The sequence below is a fragment of the Acidovorax sp. Leaf73 genome, from assembly GCF_916855635.1.
Classification (GTDB): Bacteria; Pseudomonadota; Gammaproteobacteria; order Burkholderiales; family Burkholderiaceae_C; genus Acidovorax; species Acidovorax facilis.
Window position 1 is genome coordinate 791,630 of record NZ_CAKASI010000001.1, and the last position, 15,718, is coordinate 807,347.

General features: G+C 65.5%; 12 protein-coding genes. 2 read left to right on the forward strand and 10 right to left on the reverse strand.

The genetic code is table 11. The features are described 5' to 3' along the window. Positions 1-40: 40 nt before the first annotated feature. The 9 genes from LPA35_RS03725 to LPA35_RS03765 all read right to left on the reverse strand — a co-directional run bounded on the left by LPA35_RS03725 (position 41) and on the right by LPA35_RS03765 (position 8,616). Positions 41-715, reverse strand: a complete 675-nt coding sequence (locus tag LPA35_RS03725) for a GntR family transcriptional regulator (protein WP_055398092.1) — start codon at positions 713-715, stop codon at positions 41-43. A gap of 67 nt (positions 716-782) precedes the next feature. Beyond that, positions 783-1,802 carry a TRAP transporter substrate-binding protein gene (locus tag LPA35_RS03730; protein ID WP_108498414.1) on the reverse strand — a complete coding sequence of 340 codons (1,020 nt, stop codon included), beginning with the start codon at positions 1,800-1,802 and terminating at the stop codon, positions 783-785. 58 nt (positions 1,803-1,860) lie between these two features. Continuing rightward, a complete protein-coding gene (locus LPA35_RS03735) occupies positions 1,861-3,126 on the reverse strand; it encodes a TRAP transporter large permease (protein WP_228895137.1) in 1,266 nt (421 codons plus the stop codon). A 25-nt stretch (positions 3,127-3,151) separates the two neighbouring features. Then, entirely contained in the window at positions 3,152-3,787 is a 636-nt protein-coding gene (locus tag LPA35_RS03740) for a TRAP transporter small permease (protein ID WP_228895139.1), read from the reverse strand. A gap of 150 nt (positions 3,788-3,937) precedes the next feature. Further along, the gene (locus LPA35_RS03745; RefSeq protein ID WP_228895141.1) at positions 3,938-5,305 is read right to left on the reverse strand and encodes an FAD/NAD(P)-binding oxidoreductase; all 1,368 of its coding nucleotides are present in this window, start codon (positions 5,303-5,305) and stop codon (positions 3,938-3,940) included. Continuing rightward, positions 5,302-5,562 carry a 2Fe-2S iron-sulfur cluster-binding protein gene (locus LPA35_RS03750; RefSeq protein WP_304505252.1) on the reverse strand — a complete coding sequence of 87 codons (261 nt, stop codon included), beginning with the start codon at positions 5,560-5,562 and terminating at the stop codon, positions 5,302-5,304. Before LPA35_RS03750 ends, LPA35_RS03745 begins: the two co-directional genes overlap by 4 nt. Positions 5,563-5,585: 23 nt before the next feature. Continuing rightward, on the reverse strand, positions 5,586-6,701 hold the full coding sequence (locus LPA35_RS03755) for an FAD-binding oxidoreductase (RefSeq protein WP_218300992.1): 1,116 nt from the start codon (positions 6,699-6,701) through the stop codon (positions 5,586-5,588). Positions 6,702-6,728: 27 nt separating this feature from the next. Further along, positions 6,729-7,664: a 4-hydroxyproline epimerase gene (locus LPA35_RS03760; RefSeq protein WP_228895145.1), complete on the reverse strand. Its 936-nt coding sequence runs from the start codon at positions 7,662-7,664 to the stop codon at positions 6,729-6,731. Between the two features lie 34 nt (positions 7,665-7,698). Then, on the reverse strand, positions 7,699-8,616 hold the full coding sequence (locus LPA35_RS03765; protein ID WP_010458555.1) for a dihydrodipicolinate synthase family protein: 918 nt from the start codon (positions 8,614-8,616) through the stop codon (positions 7,699-7,701). A gap of 255 nt (positions 8,617-8,871) precedes the next feature. Here LPA35_RS03765 and alaS point away from each other — a divergent pair, with 255 nt between their 5' ends. After that, positions 8,872-11,499 carry an alanine--tRNA ligase gene (gene alaS, locus LPA35_RS03770; protein WP_228895147.1) on the forward strand — a complete coding sequence of 876 codons (2,628 nt, stop codon included), beginning with the start codon at positions 8,872-8,874 and terminating at the stop codon, positions 11,497-11,499. Positions 11,500-11,599: 100 nt separating this feature from the next. Further along, entirely contained in the window at positions 11,600-14,593 is a 2,994-nt protein-coding gene (locus tag LPA35_RS03775) for an HD domain-containing phosphohydrolase (RefSeq protein WP_228895149.1), read from the forward strand. Positions 14,594-14,645: 52 nt separating this feature from the next. Here the strand turns inward: LPA35_RS03775 and LPA35_RS03780 are convergent, their stop codons facing one another. Continuing rightward, positions 14,646-15,698, reverse strand: a complete 1,053-nt coding sequence (locus LPA35_RS03780) for a GGDEF domain-containing protein (RefSeq protein WP_055398103.1) — start codon at positions 15,696-15,698, stop codon at positions 14,646-14,648. Between the last annotated feature and the right edge of the window lie 20 nt (positions 15,699-15,718).

The window sequence follows — 15,718 nt, forward strand, 5'->3', positions numbered from 1 at the left end:
GTCCATGCGGTTGCAGGCGCTGTGTGCATGGTGGCGCGTGCTACCGGTCAATGATGCGCCGCGCAAACCGCTCCAGATACTCCATCAACTGCTCCGCGCCGGCAATGGCCTGGGCTTCGTCGCCACTGGCAATGCCCTGCGCCAGTTGCATGTGCGCGCGGGCGCCTTCTGACACTTCGCCTTCGTGCTGGTAGGCGTACCAGAAGCGGCGGCACTGCACGATGAGCGGTTGCACGCATTTGACGGCCGAGTGGTTCTGGCTGGCCTGGTGGGTGACGAGGTCCAGTTCATGGTCGGCCAGCATGTAGTCGTCGAGGTGGCCGCGCGCTGCGGCTTGCACCATGTTTTCCGCACAACGCACGATGGCCTGGCGCTGCGGCGCCGTGGCGCGGCGTGCGGCGTTGGAGGCCAGCAGGCGCTCCAGCACGCGGCGGGTCTGGATCACGTCCAGGTGATCGGCCAGGTCGATGTGCGACACCAGCAGCCCGCGCCGGGGCTGCTGCACGATGAGCCCGATGGACACCATGCGCAGCAGCGCCTCGCGCACCGGCGTGCGGCCCAGGCCTGTGCTTTCGGCGATCTCGGCCTCCACCACGGGGCTGCCGGGCTGCAGCTGCAGCGTGGAGATCATGGTCTCGATGGCGTCGTAGGCCACGTCCGCCGCGCGCCGCTTGGGCGCGGGGTCTTGCTGGGGGGAGGGGCGGCGGAGTGTCATCGGGCGTGAAGGACGTTGCGGGAGGCCGCATCTTATGGGATGCGGCCCCGGTGACCCTTGCGGACTGTCAGAGGCTTGCGCCCGCCTTGCGCAGCTCGGCAATCTGCGGCGCCTTGGGCAGCCACAGCTTGTCGAACTCCTGGATGATGCCGTCGGGGTTGAACGACGATGCCGTCTTGAAGGCGATGGACGTGCCCTTGAACTTCTCGATCAGCCCTGCCTCGGTGGTCACGATGTCATTGATCTGCGCATCCAGCGACTGGGCCACCAGCTTGCGGATGATGTCCTTGTCCTTGGCGTCCAGCCCTTGCCAGATGCGGCCGGAGACCAGCGGCGCGAACGGCATGAACAGGGCGTTCATCTGCAGCAGGGTCTTGGCTACCTTGTCGAAGCGCTGGTTCCACGAGAACTCGATGTCCGCCTCCAGCCCGTCGACTTGGCCGTTGCTCATGGCATCAAACACCTGCGGCGTGGGGATGGGTGTGGGCGCGGCGCCGAGCATTTGGTAGAAGTCGCGGTACACCGGCGTGGGGTTGATGCGCAGCTTCATGCCCTTGATGTCGGTGGGCACGGCGATGTCCTTGGTGGAGAACACGGCGCGCATGCCGGTGATGCCCCAGCCCAGGCCGATGGTGCCGGTCTCGCGCGGCAGCACTTCGAGCAGTTTGGTGGCAGATGGGTGTTTGACGAGTTTGGCCACGGCAGGCGTGGAGCGCACCAGGTACGGAGCATTGATCGCCGCGATGCTGGACACGCGCGAGCCCAGCTCGGCCGCCTGGATCCAGCCCATGTCGAGCGCGCCGGATTGCAGCTGCTGCATCATCGCAGCCTCGTTGCCCAGCTGGCCCGAGTGGAAGACCGTGACGCTCAGGCGGCCATCGGTTTCCTTCTTCAAGGCCTCGCCAAACTGCAGTGCGGCGCGGTTCCAGGAGTGGCCCGCAGGCGTGATCAGCCCCAGGCGAAACTCCTTGGCATCGGCTGCACGTACCAGCGCTGGAAAGCCCAGCCCCGTGACGGTGGCAGCGGCCACGGCGTGGCGCTGGATGAAATGGCGGCGGGTGACAGTGTGGGCGGGCGTGGTCGTCATGGTGAACTCCGTGTGAAAGAACCTTGGGAGGGGGACGGGGGATCTGTTGCTCGACGGGCTACTTGAGCAAACCGAGCGACAGGCTGGGGAACAGCGACAACATCACCAGCGCCACGCAGCTGATGATGAAAAACGGCAGCGTGACGATGAACATCTTTCCGGGCTTGGCCCCGGTGACGGCCGACGCGACAAAGAAGCTCAGGCCCACGGGCGGGGTCATCAGCCCCAGCACCAGGTTGACGACGATCACCACACCAAAATGGCGTGGGTCGATGTGATAGACCTCGGTGGCAATCGGCAGCAGGATGGGGGCGGTCATGATGAGACCGGGGATGCCGTCGATCACCGTGCCGATGACCAGCAGGATGACGTTGGTGAGCAGCAAGAATGTGACCGGGTCGTGCGCCACGGTCTGCACCCAGGCGGCGACCATCTGAGGCACCTTGCCGTAGATCAGCAACCACGAGAACACGGCCGCTGCCGCCACCAAAAACAGCACGATGGCGGAGTAAATGGCCGAGCGCAGCAGGATGGCGGGCATGGCGCTGAACCGGAACTCCTTGGTCACATAGCGACCCACCAGCGCCGATACCAGCGCGCCCACGGCGGCCGATTCGGTGGGGTTGGCCAGGCCACTCAGGATGGAGCCCACGATGATGATGGGGATCAGCAGCGTGGGGCTGGCCTGCACCACGGTGCGCGCGCGCTGGGCCAGCGTGCGCTTTTCGCTGCGCGGGTAGTTGTAGACAAAGCCCATGAGCGCGATCACGACAAAGAACAGCACGGTGAGCAGCACGCCGGGCAGGATGCCTGCAATCAGCATGTCGCCCACGGCCACCTGGGCCAGCACGCTGTAGACCACAAACATCACCGAGGGCGGAATGATGGGCCCCAGCATGCCGCCATACACCGTGAGGCCGGCTGCAAAGGTCTTGTCGTAGCCCTGCTTTTCCATCTCGGGCACCATCACCTGCGACATGATGGCCACCTGCGCCGTGGCGGAGCCGATGATGGACGACACCAGCATGTTGGCCAGGATGTTCACGTAGGCCAGCCCGCCTTTGACCGAGCCAACAAAGGCCATGGCCAGGTCTACCAGCCGCCGCGTGATGCCGCCGCTGTTCATGATCTCGCCGATCAGGATGAACAGCGGAATCGCGATGAGCCCGTAGCTGTCCACTCCACCGAACATCTGCATCGGAAACGACTGGAACAGCACCGGGCTTCCGATGCTGACGATGTAGACCATGCCTGCCAGACACAGGCAGACCCCGATGGGCACACCCACCAGCAACGCGGCAAGGAAAAACAGGGTGGTGATCATGGTGGGGTCCTGGTGTAGAGGTCAGTCAGTTCACGGCGTCGGCGCTGACCACGTCGAAACCTGCGTGCGTCACACGCTCTGCAACACCCATGTCTTCGAACAGGTTGGCCAGTGCATGCACGCTGAAGGTGGCCGAGAAGATCGGCAGGATGAGTTGCAGCACCCAGGTGGGCCAGTTCAGCGTCTGGGTGCGCTCGGTGTAGATGAAGTTGAAGCTCTCGGCGGCAAACTCCTTGGCGTCAAAGCCGTAGCGCGCAATGCCGATGGGGTCCATCCACACCCAGCACATCACCAGCATGGCCATGCCAAACAGCAGCACGCCGGACGTGGCCACCACCTTGAATGCCTTGGCGCCCCGCGCGCCGAGGTGGTCGGTCAGCATGGTCACGGCAAAGTCCATGCGCAGCCGCGTCATGACCGAGGCGCCCACAAAGGTCAGCCAGACCACCGTGTAGACCGCCGCCTCGTCCACCCAGTAGATGGGCATGCCGGTGTAGCGCGTGACCACGTTGAGCAGGATCAGCAGCACCAGCAACGTCATGAGGGCGGTGAGCAGATGCCGCTCCATGCGCAGAACCTGCGTGGACAACGCCAGCACCCAGCGGACGGGAGCGCGCGGCGCCGGAGATTGCGGGGCGGGTGGACTGTTGGGCGTGGGCATGATGGGGTTCCTGGGGAGGAGGGCGCGGCGATGAAAGAAAAAGCCTTGTACTTTTTAATATCTAACAAATATATTTAAAAGCAAGATGGATGCCTGCTGGGTACGGGTAAGCCCTGAAAGGAAGGACGGGGGAAAACGGCTGCGCGCGCGTCAGCCCGAGGGAGTTGCGGGCTCGCGCTGAGCGCTGGTGGTGGGCGCGGGCGTGCAGGCGGCCAGCGTGCCAATGCGTGTGGGCGCCAGCAGATGCCGTGGGGGCGCAGGCGTCCAGCCAAACAGGTGCTGTGCGGCAGCGCCACAAATGCGGCCCTGGCACGCGCCCATGCCACAGCGGGTGTGGAGCTTGGCATCGATCCAGCCGTCGCGATCGGCCAGTGCAGCGTAGGGCACGTCTTCGCAGCGGCACACCAGGGTGCCGGGTTGCGCCAGGGTTTTGAGTGCTTTGTTCAGTGGAAAAGACGCGTGCAGCGCCTGCGCAAAGCCCTCCCAGCGTGCCAGCTGCGGGCGCAGCGCCTGGGCCTGTTGCACCTGTCCCGCCGCCACATGCCCTGCCATGGCGCCCTGAACCAGTGCACGTTCGCTGCCGCCAAAGCCAGTGGCTTCACCCGCGGCGAATACACCGGGCACGCTGGTGCGCATCTGTGCATCGACAGCCAGGCCCTGGCCACCGCTCAGCGGCCCGCCCAGTGCGCAGCCCAGCATCTGCCCCAGGTGGGTGTTGGGCACCAGCCCGAACCCGCAGGCCACGCGGTCGCAGGCCATGGTTTCTTCGGCGTGTTGGCCTTTGCGCAGCCTCACTGTTTGCACCTGCGTGGTGCCTTGGACTTCCAGCACATGGCTGCTGGCGCGCAACTGCGGGTGAAGCAGCGTGAGGGCTTGCAACGCCTTGGCAGGCCAGCGTGACAGTTGCGCTGCAAAGCCAGCGAGCGCGCTCCACGGCGCCTGTTCGGCCACGCGCACCACGGTGGCACCCGCTTTGTTGGCGGTGGCGGCAGCGGCCAGCAGCAGAGGGCCTGTGCCTGCAATGACGATGCGCTGGCCGCGCACGTCGAGCCCTGCCTTGATGAGGGCCTGCAAGGCGCCCGCACCCGTCACACCGGGCAACGTCCAGCCCGGGAAGGGCAGCAACAGCTCGCGGGCTCCGGTGCACAGCACGATGCGGTGGCTGTGCTGCGTCCAGCCCCGGTCTGCGTCTTCCAGCAGCAGGGCCGGGGCCTTGTCGCCGGGTTGGGAATCACCCAGGCCCACCACGCGGGTGCCAGGCAGCAGGCGGATGTTGGTGTGCCGGGCCAGCGCCGCGCGGTGCTGTTGCGCCAGGGCGGGCAAGACCACCTGGGGGCCAGCGCGCCAGATTTGCCCACCGGGCTGCGGGTTGTCGTCCACGATGGTGATCGCTGCCCCGCTGGGCGCGGCAGCGAGGGCAGCCGCCAAACCTGCGGGGCCCGCGCCGATGATGAGGATGTCGCAGCGCTCGTGCGCCGAGTGTTGCTCGGTCATGGGTGGGGTCACGGGCTGGTTCATGGTGTGGCGCTCCCGGGTGCTGTGCCGACATCGGTGTGAATCGACATGCCCTCGGTGCAGACCGTCTGGCACGCCAGGCGGGTGCGGCCGTGGATGCGGACTCTGCATTCGTGGCACACCCCCATGCCACACAGCGGTGCCCGCGCCGCGCCGGTGACCGAGGTGCGTGTGGTGCCGGGTGTTTGCTGCGCCAGCGCGGCGGCGACGCTGGTCCCCGGGGGCACCTGCAGGGGGTTGCCATTCACCACGATGTGCACCAGGGCGGGTGTTCTGGATGCGGTCATGGTGTGCTCAGGCCCGCAAAGCGGGCAGGTGCAAAGGGCGTGGGGTCGATCGCCGGGGTGCCCCCTGCGATCTGGGCCGCCAGCAACTGCGCGGTGGCCGGGGCGGTGGTCACCCCCAGTCCTTCATGTCCCACGGCCAGCCACAGGTGCGGGTGTTCGGGGTGCGCGCCAATCAGCGGCAGGCTGTCTGGCGTGGCGGCGCGAAAGCCGGTCCAGGTGCGGATGGCGTTGAGTTCGGCCAGGCCTGGCAGGTAGTCGAGTGCCCGTTGCAGCATGCGCGCCATCACGGCGTTGTTGACGGCGGGGTCGGTGGTGTCGAACTCGCGCGACGAGCCGATCAGCAACTGCCCCGTGGGCCGGGGCTGCACGTTGAAGGCCACCGAGGTACCGTCGCTGTGGTGCGCGCTGGTGATGTAGCCCAGCTCCACCAGCTGGTGGTGCACGGTGCCCGGGTAGCGGTCGGTGATGACGAGGTGGCCCTTTTTGGGGCGCAGCGGCAGGCCGGGGCACAGCTGCGGGGACTGGATGCCGCTGGCAAGAACGATGGCGTCTGCACTGCGCTGGCTTCCGTCGCGCAGTGTGACGGTGTGGCCGTCGATCTGCATCGCTTCAGCCTGCTCCAACACAAGGCGTCCGTGGGCTGCGGCCTGCTCCAGCAGCCACTGGGCGGCACGCGGTGCATAGACCACGCTGTCGCCATTCACCTTGAGCGCGCCGGCCAGACCGGGGCGCAGCGCGGGTTCTGCGCGGGCGAGGGCTGCGGCATCCAGCATCTCGCAAGCTACGCCTTGTGCTTGCAAGGTGGAACGCTTGGCGTGCGCGGCCTGCAGCTCTTCCTCGTTGGCAGCCAGCCAGAGCGTTCCGCAGGCCGTGAAGGCGCAGCCGGCATCCATCTGCGGTGCCCAGGCGTGCCAGAGGTCGAGCGACGATTTGCTCAGCGCCAGCTCAGCCGGGTTGTCATCCATCACCACCAGATGGCCCATGCCTGCCGCCGTGGCACCGCCCAGGCGCGCATCGATGATTCGCACCGACAGGCCCGCCCGCGCCAGCGCATGGGCACAGGCCGCACCGACGATGCCAGCGCCGATCACAAGGACGTCGGTGGTTTGCATGGGGCCTGCGCTGTGGGAGAAGGCGGTTTACAGCCGGATGCCCCAGCCGAATGGGTCTGCATCTTCGATCAGCAGGGTCGCTTCCGCGCTCATGTAGGCGCGGCCACGCAGGGTTGGGATGAGCTTGCCATCGTCCTGCAGCGTGTAGCTGGCCTCGAACTGGCTGCCGATGATGCTGGCCTGGCGCCACACCTGGCTCGGCTGCAGCTTGCCATCGGCGGCGAGGCAGGCAATCTTGGCGCTGGTGCCGGTGCCGCAGGGCGAGCGGTCATAGGCCTTGCCGGGACACAGCACATAGTTACGGCTGTCGGCCTGGTCGTCGTCGGCAAACAACTCGATGTGGTCAATCTCACCGCCGTTGTCGCCCCGAATGCCCTGGTCTTTGAGGGCTTGCTGCACGGCGCAGCTGTAGGCCATCAACGCCTCCAGGTTGTCGCTGGCTACGCGCTGGCCGTGGTCGGTGATCAGGAAGAACCAGTTGCCGCCCCAGGCCACATCTCCCACCACGCGGCCGTAGCCGGGTACGTCGATGGCCAGTGCGTGGTGCAGCCGGTAGGCGGGCACATTGCGCACGCTCACCGAACCATCAGCGTGCAGGGTGGTGGTGACGGTGCCCACCGGGGTTTCGATGCGGTGCTCGCCAGGGGTGATGCGGCCCAGGTAGGCGAGCGATGCGATCAGCCCGATGGTGCCGTGGCCACACATGCCCAGGTAGCCGCTGTTGTTGAAGAAGATCACGCCCGCTGCATTGGCCGGGTCCTGCGGCGCGCAGAGCAGCGCCCCCACCACCACGTCGCTGCCACGCGGTTCCAGCACGGTGGCGGCCCGCCAGGCATCGTGGCGCTCGGCCAGCAGCGCACGCCGCTCGGCCATGGTGCCGGTGCCCAGGTCGGGAAAACCGTCGATGACAAGCCGGGTCGGCTCGCCGCCCGTGTGGGAGTCGATCACGTGGATGCGTTGCATGGTGCTGTGGTGGTGGAGTAGGGCGCTCAGTGTCTCAGGCTACAGATTGGTATTTTGTAGGGCGCGTGGCCAGGGCCTTGCGCACCACACTCTCCACAAACGCACGTTCTTCGCCCACCAGGGGCAGGCGGGGGCGGCGCATGTGTTCGGTGCCAACACCCACCAGCGCATCGATGAGCTTGAGGTTCTGCACGAGCTTGTTGGACACATCCAGGTGCAGCATGGGCGTCATCCACTGGTAGAGCGGCAGCGCCTCGGCAAATTTGCCCGCTTTCATCAGGTCGTACAGCGCCACGGTTTCGCGCGGGAAGGCGCAGCCCACGCCGGCCAGCAGGCCGTCGCAGCCCAGGGCCAGGCCTTCGTAAGCCAGGTCGTCCACGCCCAGGAAGAGCTGGTAGCGGTCGCCCACGGTGTTGCGCAGGTCGGTGATGCGGCGGATGTCGCCGGTGCTTTCCTTGATGGCGGCGATCCACTCGCAGTCGGCCAGCTCCACCATGTGCTCGGGTTTTAGGTCCACGCGGTAGGCCACAGGGTTGTTGTAGACCATCAGGGGGCGCTGGGCGGCGCCCGCCATGGCGCGCACATTGGCCATGGCCTCGCGGGCATCGGCCACGTAGATCACCGAGGGCATGACCATGTAGCCGGCCACGCCGAGCTTGTTGCCGCCGTCGATGTACCGCAGGGCTTCGCGGGTGCTGGTTTCGGACACGTTGGCGAGCACTGGTACGCGGCCGTCAGCAGCTTCGAGGGCGATCTTGGCGACCTGGAGCTTTTCCTCCAGCGTGAGGGTGCTGGCTTCGCCGAGAGAACCGCAGGTGACCAGCCCGTGGATGCCGTTGCGGATCTGGAAGTCGATGTGGCGGGCTGTGCCCTCGGCGTCGATGGACTCGTCGGCGTGGAACTTGGTGGTGATGGCAGGGAAGATGCCTTGCCAGCGGGGTTGTGGGTTCACGAGGGACTCCTTGGATCGGTGGTCGGGTTGAAGTTATTAATATATTAACAAGATATTTAAAGCGCGCAAGCGGATTTTTCAGCATTCGTTGGCGCATGGAGTGGAGGCGTCTGTCCCCGCCCTGTCGCCCTCCCGCCACGGACCGCCAGACTGCAAACCTATAATGAAAGGTTGGTCCCCATAGGGGCAGCGACAGGCAGCGCGCAGGCGCGGGTCCTGCGGCCTGCCTGCTGCGTGCAACCACTCCACAACACCATGAGCACTCCCACTTTTTCTGTCGCTGACATCCGCAAGTCCTTCCTGGACTTCTTCGTCTCCAAGGGCCACACCGTGGTGCCGTCGAGCCCTCTGGTGCCTGGCAACGACCCCACGCTGATGTTCACCAACTCGGGCATGGTGCAGTTCAAGGACGTGTTCCTGGGCACCGACAAGCGCTCGTACAACCGGGCGGTGTCGGTTCAGGCCTGCCTGCGTGCGGGTGGCAAGCACAACGACCTGGAAAACGTGGGCTACACCGCGCGCCACCACACCTTCTTTGAGATGCTGGGCAACTGGTCGTTTGGCGACTACTTCAAGCGCGAATCGCTCAAGTGGGCCTGGGAGCTGCTGACCGAGGTCTACAAGCTGCCGCCAGAGCGCCTGCTGGCCACGGTCTACCAGGAAGACGACGAGGCCTACGACATCTGGACCAAGGAAATCGGCTTGCCACCCGAGCGCGTGATCCGCATCGGCGACAACAAGGGCGGCCGCTACAAGTCCGACAACTTCTGGATGATGGCCGACACCGGCCCTTGCGGCCCCTGCAGCGAAATCTTCTACGACCATGGCCCGCACATTGCGGGTGGCCCTCCCGGCAGCCCCGATGAAGACGGCGACCGCTTCATCGAGATCTGGAACAACGTGTTCATGCAGTTCAACATGGACGAAACCGGCGCCGTCACGCCGCTGCCCGCGCCCTGCGTGGACACGGGCATGGGCCTGGAGCGCCTGGCCGCCATCCTGCAGCACGTGCACAGCAACTACGAGATCGACCTGTTCGACGCGCTCATCAAGGCCGCTGGCCGTGAGACCGGCGTGACGGACCTGAACAACAAGAGCCTGCGCGTGATCGCTGACCACATCCGCGCCACAGCGTTTTTGGTGAGCGACGGTGTGATCCCCAGCAACGAAGGCCGTGGCTACGTGCAGCGCCGCATCGTGCGCCGCGCCATCCGCCACGGCTACAAGCTGGGCAAGAAGACGCCGTTCTTCCACAAGCTTGTGGCCGACCTGGTGCGCCTGATGGGCGATGCCTACCCATCCCTGCGCGAGCAGGAACAGCGCATCACCGAGGTGTTGAAGGTGGAGGAAGAGCGATTCTTTGAAACGCTGGCCAATGGCATGGAAATCCTGGACGCTACCCTGGACGGCGGTGCCAAGGTGCTGCCCGGCGACGTGGCCTTCAAGCTGCACGACACCTACGGCTTCCCGCTCGACCTGACCAATGACGTCTGCCGCGAGCGCGACGTGGAAGTGGACGAGGCCGGCTTCAAGACCGCCATGGAAAAGCAGAAGGCCCAGGCCCGCGCGGCAGGCAAGTTCAAGATGGACAAGGCGCTGGAGTACACCGGTGCCGCCAACCAGTTCACCGGCTACGAACAGCTCGCAGAGACTGCAAAAATCGTAGCAATCTATGTAGATGGAACAAGCGCTGCGGCCCTGAAAGCCGGCCAAAACGGCGTGGTGGTGCTGGACACCACCCCGTTCTATGCCGAAAGCGGCGGCCAGGTGGGTGACGAAGGTGTCATCACCAGCGGGTCGGCACGCTTTGCGGTGGGTGACACGCTCAAGATCAAGGCCGATGTGTTTGGCCACCACGGCACGCTCGAAGAGGGCACGCTGAACGTGGGCGACACCGTGCAGGCCCAGGTCAACACCGCCGTGCGCGCTGCCACCATGCGCAACCACTCGGTCACGCACATCATGCACAAGGCCCTGCGCGAAGTGCTGGGCAGCCATGTGCAGCAAAAGGGCAGCTTGGTCAATGCCGACCGCACGCGTTTTGACTTCACGCACAACGGAGCCGTGACGGCGGCCGAGATCCGCGAGATTGAGCGCCGCGTGAACGAAGAAATCCTGGCCAACCAGCCCACGCAAGCGCGCGTGATGGACATCGAGTCGGCCCAAAAGACCGGCGCCATGATGCTGTTTGGCGAGAAGTACGGCGAAACCGTGCGCGTGCTGGACATCGGCACCAGCCGTGAACTGTGCGGCGGCACGCACGTGCAGCGCACGGGCGACATCGGCCTGTTCAAGGTGGTGGGCGAGGGCGGGGTGGCTGCTGGCATCCGCCGCATTGAGGCCGTGACCGGCGCCAACGCACTGGCGTACTTGCAGAACCTGGAAGACACCGTAAACCAGGCCGCCAGCACGCTCAAGGCGCCGGTGGCCGAGCTAAACGGCCGCATCAGCCAGGCGCTGGACAACGCCCGCGCGCTCGAAAAGGAAGTGGCTGCCTTGAAGGGTAAGCTGGCCTCCAGCCAGGGCGACGAGTTGGTGAATCAGGCCGTGGATGTGAAGGGCCTCAAGGTTCTGGCTGCCGCGCTGCCGGGTGCCGACGCCAAGACCCTGCGCGACACCATGGACAAGCTCAAGGACAAGCTCAAGACCGCTGCCATCGTGCTGGCCGCCGTGGATGGCGACAAGGTGCAGATCGCTGCAGGCGTGACGGCCGACAGCGTGGGCAAGGTCAAGGCCGGCGAGCTGGTCAACTTTGTGGCCCAGCAAGTGGGTGGTAAAGGCGGCGGCAAGCCCGACATGGCCATGGCCGGCGGCACCGATGCCTCCAAGCTGCCGGCGGCGCTGGCTTCGGTGACAGGCTGGGTCGCGCAGCAACTGGGCTGATGTACCGGTCGCCATAGCGGCACCAGCCGCTGTGGTGTGGCAGCCATTTCTGCCAAAAATAGGGTGACGGAAAACCGGCTTTCCCCCTACATTCAAGCGCATGGACCCCCTGCGCGAAAGTCCGCAAGAGCCGGTGCCCGCCCACGGCACCCGTTCCGGTTCGCCTGATTCGGGAGGGGCCGAACTGCCCTGGTGGCGGCGCATCACCGTTCCGTTCGAGGTGGTGATTGCCTCGGTGGTGGTATCTGCCATGCTGCTGCTCACGGTGCTCTTGGTCTACCAGGTAGGCACCAGCGCGCGGCAGGCCATCATCGCGGCGTCGGACGACAGTGCGCAGCACATCAGCCTGTTGATCAGCGAGCGGGTGCACCATATCGTCGACCCGGCGGATGCCACGCTGCGGCTGCTGGCGTTTGATCCCATTGCTTCGGCCGCCACCCTCCAGGCGCGGCTGCGCCGCCTGCCGGTGTTTGTGCGCCTGCTGGAGCAAAACGCTTTGCTGTCGGCGGTCTTCATCGGGTATTCCGACGGGCAGTTTTTGCTCATGCGTCCGCTGCGCAACGCTGCGCTGCGGGCACGGCTTCAGGCGCCTGCGGAGGCTGCATTCCTGGTGCAGTCGATGGCGCGGGAGCGCAGCGCGGCGGGTCTGATGGGCCTGGTGGGGCGCTGGAACTATTACGACGCACAGCTGCGTCTCATCGATTCCTCCGTGCGTCCCGGCTACCGCTATGACCCCCGGTCCCGCCCGTGGTATGCCGAGGCGGCGGAAAAAAACACGCAGGTCCTCACTGCCCCCTATGTGTTTTTCACCACGCAGGAGGTCGGCGTTACGCTGAGCCAGCCCAGCGAAGACGGCCGTGCTGTGATCGGCCTGGATGTTGCGCTCACCGACCTGGGCCGCGAGATCGGCGAGCTGCGACTGATGCCGCGCACCGAGATCGCTGTGGTGGACCAGGACCAGCGCGTGCTGGCCTACCCGGACATGTCCCGCGTGCTGGTGCGTGAGGATGGCGACCAGCCCAGCCTCAAGCTGCGCACACTCGACGGCCTGGGGGTGCCAAGCCTGCAGGCCCTGCACAGCTTGGACATGAAAGAGGGGCCTTCGCGTCGCTTTGTGGCAGGTGGCGAGGAGTGGCTGGCCAAGGTCATGTCACTCAAGTCGCAGCGCTGGGAGGGGCTGCACATCCTGATGGCCATTCCCACCCGGGAGCTGCTGGCGGATGTGAACGAAAACCTCCAGCGCCAGGTTTGGCTGTCCCTGGGGCTCATCGCGCTGATGCTGCCTTTTGGGTGGCTGGCCGGGAGGCGTGTGGGGCGCAGCCTGTCGGGGCTGGCCACGCAGGCGCAGGCCTTGGCACGGTTTGATTTCCGGCGGCCGACACAACACCACATGTCGCGCGTGCGCGAGGTGCGCGCACTGGGTCAGGTGATGGACCGCATGTCCGACACCATCCAGGAGTTCCTGCACATCACGCACCACATCAGCGCCGAGTCGCGCCTGGACCTCATGCTGTCGAGCGTGCTCTACGAGCTGGTGCGCGCCACCAGCTGCACCGGCGGTGCGGTGTACCTGGTAGAGGCTCAGCGCGCGGGCCTGCTGCGCACGGCAAGGTATTGCGAAGATCCTGAGCACCAGTCGCTCTACCCGGAGCACCTGCCCATGGTGTTTTTCATCAACCCTGCCGAGCCGCACGACGGCGACCAGCACCCTGATGACGACCAGGCCACGCCTCAGCGCGTGCTGCGCGTGCAGCTACGCACGCGCGATGGCCAACCGCTGGGCCTGCTGGTGCTGCGCTACCGTGCGGACCAGCAGCAGGACGATGTCCACTTCCGGGCGTTTGTCGAGAAACTCTCGGGCACGTTGTCGGTCGCCATCGAGACGCGCAGTTTGATCGAAGGGCAAAAGAAGCTGTTCGATGCCGTCATCCGCCTGCTGGCGGACGCGATCGACGCCAAGAGCCCTTACACCGGCGGCCACTGCGAGCGGGTGCCCCAGTTGGCGGAATCCCTGATGCAGCGCCTGTGCGAGGCCGAGGAAGGTCCATTTGCCCACGTCGCCATGACGGATGCCGAGCGCTACGAATTCCGCCTGGGCGCGTGGCTGCACGACTGTGGCAAGGTCACCAGCCCCGAGCACATCATCGACAAGGCGACCAAGCTGGAGGCGCTCTACAACCGCATCCATGAGGTGCGCATGCGCTTTGAGGTGCTGTGGCGCGACGCGGAACTGGACTACTGGAAGCAGCACGTGTCCGGCGTGGACCCGGTGCGGCTGCAGCGCGAGCTTTTGCAGCGGCGTGACCGCCTGCAGGAAGAGTTTGCCTTTGTGGCCCGCAGCAATGTGGGCGGCGAGTTCATGGCCGATGCCGACATCAAGCGGCTGGCCACCATCGGGCGCCAGGTGTGGCAGCGGCATTTTGATGACCGGCTGGGCTTGTCAGCAGCCGAATTGGGGCGGCTGGCGAATGTGCCGACGCGCCCCTTGCCCGCCAATGAGCCCCTGCTGTCAGACCGGCCTGAACACATCGTGCCCTGGGGTGCCCGCAAACCGCCGGTGGAGGTTGGCAACCCGGCCAACCTGTGGAGCTTTGACATGGTGCTGCCACCGCAACAAGCCCACCTCGGCGAGCTGCACAATCTGTCGATCCAGCGCGGCACGCTCACTGCAGAAGACCGTTTCAAGATCAACGATCACATCGTGCAGACCATCGTCATGCTCAGCGGCCTGCCGTTCCCGCCGCATCTGGCGCGCGTACCGTCGATTGCGGGCTCGCACCATGAAAAACTGGACGGTACGGGCTACCCCCGGCGCCTGAAGGCTTCAGAGCTGACGCTGGCAGACAGGGTGATGACACTGGCCGATATCTTCGAGGCCTTGACGGCGGCAGACCGGCCCTACAAGCCGCCCAAGACTTTGTCGGAATCGCTCAGGATCATGGGCCACATGGTGCGCGAACGCCATATCGATGCCGAGGTGTTCCGCTTCTTCCTGCGCAGCGGGGTCTGGCGTGAGTATGCGGAGCAGTTCTTGCCTGCTGCGCAGCGGGACGCAGTGGATGTGGAGGCGATCCTGGAGTCATTGAGCCAATGAGCCAATGCGCTGAAGGCGGGCATTGGTGCCCTTTCGCTCCGCCTGGGTAGCTTCAGAACAGCTCGACGTCGTCGTTGGCCACCTTGGCGGCCAGCTGGCCGCTGGCCACCAGGTCGTCATAAAAGCAGACCTGGTTGCGTCCGTGCTCTTTGGCGTAATACAGCGCCTGGTCGGCCTGCCCCAGTATCTCCACGGGCGAACCCTGCATGGTGCTCACAAAACCCAGGCTCACCGTGACCTGGCCCACCTGCGGGAAGTTGTATTCCTGCACCGCAAGCCGGAAGCGGTTGAACACCTTGTGGGCGGTGCTGAGCGTGGTGGAGCGCAGCAGCACCACGAATTCTTCGCCGCCAAAGCGGAAGATGCGGTCGTGGCTGCGAAACGAGCTGCGCAGGATGTTGGCAATCAGGATCAGCACTTCGTCGCCATACAGGTGGCCAAAGCGGTCGTTGACCTGCTTGAAGTGATCGATATCCACCACCGCCAGCCATTGCTGCACGGGCTCGCCGGGCTGTGAGCCTTCTTCGGGGGGAAGAGATTCGGTAACAGTGCCCGGGCGGCCACTGGAAAGGCCATTGAGCGCATGGCGCGAGAACTGCTCATCGAAGGTCTTGCGGTTGAACAGGCCGGTGAGGGCGTCGCGTTCGCTGTAGTCCAGCAGGCTCTGGTAGTTCTGGTAGACCTGGAACACGCCCTTGAGCACTTCCAGCTTGTGCGCCGAGAACGCGCGCGACTGCGTGATCTCCAGACAGGTGGTGACCTTGTCATGCATCCACACCGGCAGCCAGAGCACATGGCGCCCCCTGCGGGGCGATGCGAGGGCGCTGTCCCCCTGGCTGGCTACGCAATCGCGAAGTGCGGGGTATTTTTCCAGCGTTTCGCGGCGAGGGTCTGCGGCGGCTTCGGAATCGGTCGAGACGAGCTGTCCGTCCTCAACCCAGGAACGGGGGCGTACATGGGCCACGCCGTCAACGGTGAAAAGCTCCAGCGCGCGCACTTCAACGATGCCACTGAGCGTTTGCAGCGTGGACAGCACCGACACCTCCAACCGCAAGTGGTCGCGGTGGCCAGTCATTTCCACCAGGTTCTGGAGAATGGGCTTCATTGGGATGTACGGTGGAGCAC